This is a genomic window from bacterium (genome assembly GCA_020440705.1).
In the GTDB taxonomy this organism is placed as follows: domain Bacteria; phylum Krumholzibacteriota; class Krumholzibacteriia; order LZORAL124-64-63; family LZORAL124-64-63; genus JAGRNP01.
Genome location: JAGRNP010000097.1, coordinates 1 through 4684 on the forward strand (window position 1 = coordinate 1; position 4684 = coordinate 4684).

Annotated in this window: 6 protein-coding genes; 2 read left to right on the forward strand and 4 right to left on the reverse strand. The window is 70.7% G+C overall.

The annotated features are described in order from the left end of the window. From KDM41_13390 to KDM41_13400, 3 genes are all read right to left on the reverse strand, one after another. Positions 1–383: DUF134 domain-containing protein (locus tag KDM41_13390; GenBank protein ID MCB1184422.1), on the reverse strand; the 383-nt coding region annotated here is incomplete at its 3' end. Between the two features lie 71 nt (positions 384–454). Then, entirely contained in the window at positions 455–964 is a 510-nt protein-coding gene (locus KDM41_13395; protein MCB1184423.1) for a hypothetical protein, read from the reverse strand. 132 nt (positions 965–1096) lie between these two features. After that, on the reverse strand, positions 1097–2116 hold the full coding sequence (locus tag KDM41_13400; GenBank protein ID MCB1184424.1) for a hypothetical protein: 1020 nt from the start codon (positions 2114–2116) through the stop codon (positions 1097–1099). A 160-nt stretch (positions 2117–2276) separates the two neighbouring features. On the opposite strand from KDM41_13400, the gene KDM41_13405 reads away from it, so the two are divergent. Both KDM41_13405 and KDM41_13410 read left to right on the forward strand, forming a co-directional pair. Further along, on the forward strand, positions 2277–3245 hold the full coding sequence (locus KDM41_13405) for a hypothetical protein (GenBank protein MCB1184425.1): 969 nt from the start codon (positions 2277–2279) through the stop codon (positions 3243–3245). 9 nt (positions 3246–3254) lie between these two features. Then, positions 3255–4193, forward strand: a complete 939-nt coding sequence (locus KDM41_13410; GenBank protein ID MCB1184426.1) for a hypothetical protein — start codon at positions 3255–3257, stop codon at positions 4191–4193. A gap of 15 nt (positions 4194–4208) precedes the next feature. Here the strand turns inward: KDM41_13410 and KDM41_13415 are convergent. After that, the coding region (locus KDM41_13415) for a hypothetical protein (protein ID MCB1184427.1) at positions 4209–4684 on the reverse strand (476 nt) is incomplete at its 5' end.

Here is a 4684-nt window from a genome sequence, read left to right on the forward strand (position 1 = left end):
GGCTGGGGAAAGTCGTCGGGGTGATCGGTCGGATCGGGGCACTGCGGGCCCGCGGCGGGGTCGGCCCAGCCGTGGCGGCAGCCCGGATGCGTGTCGGCCGCGACCGGCCCGCCCTCGATGGCCAGGGCGTGGCCGTGGACCAGCACGTCGGCGATCTTGCGCCGCGCCGACGCGATGATGCGGCCGAAGGTCGGCCGGGAGACGCCCATCTGCTCGGCGGCCTGGGCCTGGTAGAGACCCTCCCGGTCGGCCAGGCGGACGGCCTCGAACTCGTCGAGGGTCATGGTCACCGTCTCCAGGGCATGCGACGGCACGCCGGCCGGCTTGAAGACGGCGACGTGGGGCTGGGCCTGGATGCGGCGGCAATGATGGGGTCTCGGCATCGGAATCACCTCACCCCCAATATGAGCATATGTTCATAATTGGTCAAGGCCGAATTCCGCTGCGGCGCCGCCTACCCCTGATCGGCCCGCGCCGCCGCCAGGTCCTGCCGGAACCGGAACGCCGACCACCAGGCCAACCCCACGCCGCCGAGCATGGTGACGGGCGGCAGGAAGTCGGACGCGAAGCGCAGCACCAGCCCCAGCAGCGAGCCCACGATGAGCCCGGCGATCCCCAGCAGCAGCGGCCACACGAAGATGTACTGCAGCGTCGTGCCGCGCACCTCGTTGGCCGGCATCAGGTGCCGGGAGCCGTCGTCCGCGTAGCGGACGCCGATGATGTAGTCCTTGTGGAAGAGATGGCGGTAGATGTAGAGGGTGGCCTCGCGGCCGGCCTCGATGTGCGGGAAGAGGCCTTCGGTGCAGGCGGGGCGCTTGAGGGTCACGCCGCCGATGGTCACGCCGTCGATTTCGCCCCGGATGCGCGCCTTGGCCGTCTGCCGCCCCGACTGCCGGTCCTCCTCGACCAGCATGCCCCCCCGCCAGTTGCCGATGTGCGATAGGAGTCCCCGATATGTCCGCATGCCCGTCTCCTTGTCGAGATCGCGAGCCCACGCACCCGGCGCGGGCCGCCACGTCACGACGCGGGACGCAGCCGGGCAGGACCCCAATCAAGACAGGATTCATCCCGTACGCAACGGGCGCCCGCGGCCCCGTCAGGGCCAGGGCAGCTCGCGGGTGAGGTTCACGAACCGCTCGCCGTCGCGGCGGTACAGGCCCGGATAGCCCCCGGCCCAGATGCGGCCGCTCCGGTCCTGGGCCACGCACTGCACCGCCCCGCTGAGCAGACCATTGTCCGGGCCGAAGTTGGTGAACGCCGTGCCGTCGAAGCGGTACACGCCGTGCCCCTCGGTCGGGAACCAGATGTTCCCCGCGTCGTCCTCGAAGAGCGACCACGCTTCGACGCCTTCCACCCCGTCCGCGGGGCCGAAGTGCGTGAACTTCCCGTCCTGCAGCCGGCACACGCCGTGGTGGTGGGTGGCGAACCAGGTGCTGCCGTCGCGGGCGAAGAGCACGTCGTTCACCGCGTCGCCGCACAGGCCGTCCGCGGTGGAGATGTTGGTCAGCTCGTCGCCGTCGCGGATGAACACGCCGCCGTTGGTGGCGAACCACAGGCGTCCCCGGTCATCCTCGCGGATGGCGTGCACGATGCGCGCGCTCGTCACGCCGCGCGACCAGTCGGGCGCGGTCTCGGGCAGTTCGAAGGGGGTGAAGGTCTCGCCGTCGAAGCGGCTGGCGCCTTCGAGGGTGCCCACCCAGATGGCGCCCTCGCGGTCGATGGTGAGCGCCCAGACGTCGTTGAAGCCCGGGAAGACCGGACCGTCCTTGATCAGCACGTGGGTGAAGCCCGCGCCGTCGTACCTCATGAGGCCCCGCTCGGTGCCGAACCACAGCGTGCCGTCGGCCTCCTCGACGATGCCGCGCACCGCAAAGCCGGCGAAGCCCTCACGGGCGTCGAAATACGCGAGCGATGCGCCGTCGTAGCGGATGACGCCGTCGCCGTTGGTGCCGAACCAGAGGCGGCCGCGCTGGTCCTGGTGGATGCGGCGGACGAACGGAGTGATCTGGCGCTCGACGAGGGCGTCCGGGGCCGGCTGGGCTGAAGCGGCGATGACCGGCAGGAGCGCCGGGACGAGCACGAGGGCCAGGGCGGCCCGGGAGCGGGATGCGGGCAAACGATTTCCTCCGGTCGGGATGAGCGGGCGGCGTGGCGCCGTCTACCCCCGGGCCCCGTTCCGGTTCCCGGCCGCGCCACCGGCGGCAACCCGCCGTCATCATTATCGTAAGGGGAGCGACCGACCCGCCACCACCACCCGAGCAGGGGGACGCCCGCCCATGGCTCCACGCAGCCGACAGATCCTGACGCAGATGACGCTCATCCTGGTCGTGGCGGCGGTCGTCGCCGCCGTCGTCCTGGCCGTGAAGCTCGACGCCGTGCTGGCCGTGGTGCAGGGCGACTGGCGCCCGCTGGTGCTGAACGGCGTGATCCTGGTGCTCTTCGCCGTGGGCGTGGCCCAGCTCTACGGCGGCCTGCGCCACTACGCCCGCCAGGAGGCCCAGATCGAGGAGTTCACGGCCCGCCGCGCCGAGGGCCTGAGCTGCGGCACCGCGCTGGAGGACTGCGAGCCGCCCTCCCTGCTGCGCGAGCGCCACGACACCATCAGCGCGCTCTTCGCGCGCGGCGTGCCCATCGACCACGGCGCCATCTCGGCGATCATGCTCACCGGCGAGTCGCAGCGGCTGTCGATCCCGCGCTTCGTGAACAACGTGCTCATCCTGACGGGTGTCTTCGGCACCGTGGCCTCCCTGATCTTCGCCCTGATCGGCGCCACCGACGTGCTGCAGACCGCGGTGCCCGGCACGGGCATGGGGCTGCTCCTGCTCGGCATGAACACGGCCCTGACCACGACCGCCACCGCCATCGTCTGCTACTTCTTCTTCACCTATTTCTTCCACCGCTTCACCGACCTGCAGACCTGGGTGCTGGGGCGCCTCGAGCGCGCCTCGCTGCTGCACATGGTGCCCGACTTCGCCTTCGAGCCCGAGACGGTCAACCACCAGGCCAAGCTGCTGCTCGAGGACGTGCGCGAACTCGTGGCCGGCATGCAGGGCGGCCTGGCCGGATTGGCCGGTGTCGCCGAAGCCGTGGCGCGCCTCGACGAGGCCACCCGCGCGCGCCAGGACCAGGGCGAGCGGCTGCTCGCGGCCCAGGACGCGCAAGCCGCCCGCCAGGACGAGTCCCTGGCCCAGCTCGCCGAGCTGCGCCGGGTGCTCATCGAGGGCTTCCGCCTCGAGCGGCCGTAGGGAGGCGCCATGCACCGCTTCACCGGCTTTCCCGACCTGAGGCAGAACCGCGCGGCGTCCGGCGGCGAGGCCGAGTTCTGGCCCTCGTTCACCGACATCATGACGGTCATCCTGATGGTCTTCATGCTGACGATGGTCGTGGTCATCATCAGGAATGCCGACCTGATCGACCAGATCCGGCTGGCCCGCAGCCTGCAGGCCGACGCCGAGTCGCAGCTCGCCGACAACGTGCAGGTGCTGGCCGACCTGCGCGTGCGCGCCACCGACCTCGAGGAGGCCATCCGCTCGGCGCGCATGGAGATCATCCTTCTCACCGACGAGGCCGAACGCCTGCGTGACGGCATGGACATCGAGGCCGCGGCCATCGCCCGCCTCGAGGGCGAGAATGCCGAGCTCGAGGAGAGCCTGCGGCTGATCCGGCTGCAGCTCGAGGAGAAACGCGACGAGCTGGCCGGCGCCCAGGCCATGATCGGCGGCATCCGCGACGAGGCCGAGCGTCGGAACCGCGACCTGAGCCGCCAGATCGCCGACCTCCTGAGCCGCCTCGAGGCCAACGAGGCCACGATGCTCACCCTGAGCGGCGAGAAGAGCGACCTGGAGATGGCCCTGGCCCGCCAGCGGCAGGACTTCGACTCCCTCGAGGACAAGTACCTGAAGCTGGTGCGCCCGGCGCGCAGTTCGGCGGGCAAGGCCGTGGCCTCGGTGCAGTTCCAGCGCGTGATGGGCGAGCGGCGGTACCAGTTGAAGGACGTCGGCCGCGACGCGTGGGAGACGGTGTCGCGCGACGAGCTCTACCGGCGGCTGGGCGCGCTGAAGGAGCGGCTCGGCGCGGAGCTCTACGTGAAGGTCGTGATCCCGGACGGGAGCGGGCTGTCGTACAACGAGGCCTGGGACTTCACGAAGGACATCCTGACGCGGTTCGACTACTACTACGTGGATGGGTGGTAGGTCCGGGGCGCGGGCCTACACCTCCGGCAACCGATAGCACACGATCTCGATCGTCTCGGTCTCGTCGTCCCCCAGCGTCGCCACCCCCGTGCCGAGACAAGCCAGCCGCGCCACCACGAACCCCTTGATCAGCAGCACCCGCCCGTCGCGCAGGAAGCGCACGCCGTCGCTCACCGGATTGCCCTCGCAGGCGAAGCGCACCTCGCGCTGCCACACGCCGTCGCTGTCGTACAGGTCGAAGGCGAGGAACACGCCGTCGGGCACATCGCGGTTGCTGCGGCTGTGCTGCACCCACAGGCGGCCCTGGCCGTCGATGTGCAGGGCGGCGATGGCGCGCTCGGTGTCCTTCAGGTCGAAGCGGGGCCAGGTGGCGGGGTTCTGTCCGGCCCACGACTCGAACAGGGCCGTGATGCGGCGCATGTCGCGCTTGTCGCGGTGCCAGGTCTCGAAGTCGGGGCGCGTGATGACCTTCTCGAGGGTGCCGTCCGGCA

Bases quoted from the DNA above. Each gene is read 5' to 3' on its own strand.
- KDM41_13395 (MCB1184423.1), bottom strand. From the start codon at position 964: ATGCGGACATATCGGGGACTCCTATCGCACATCGGCAACTGGCGGGGG.
- KDM41_13405 (MCB1184425.1), top strand. From the start codon at position 2,277: ATGGCTCCACGCAGCCGACAGATCCTGACGCAGATGACGCTCATCCTG.
- KDM41_13410 (MCB1184426.1), top strand. From the start codon at position 3,255: ATGCACCGCTTCACCGGCTTTCCCGACCTGAGGCAGAACCGCGCGGCG.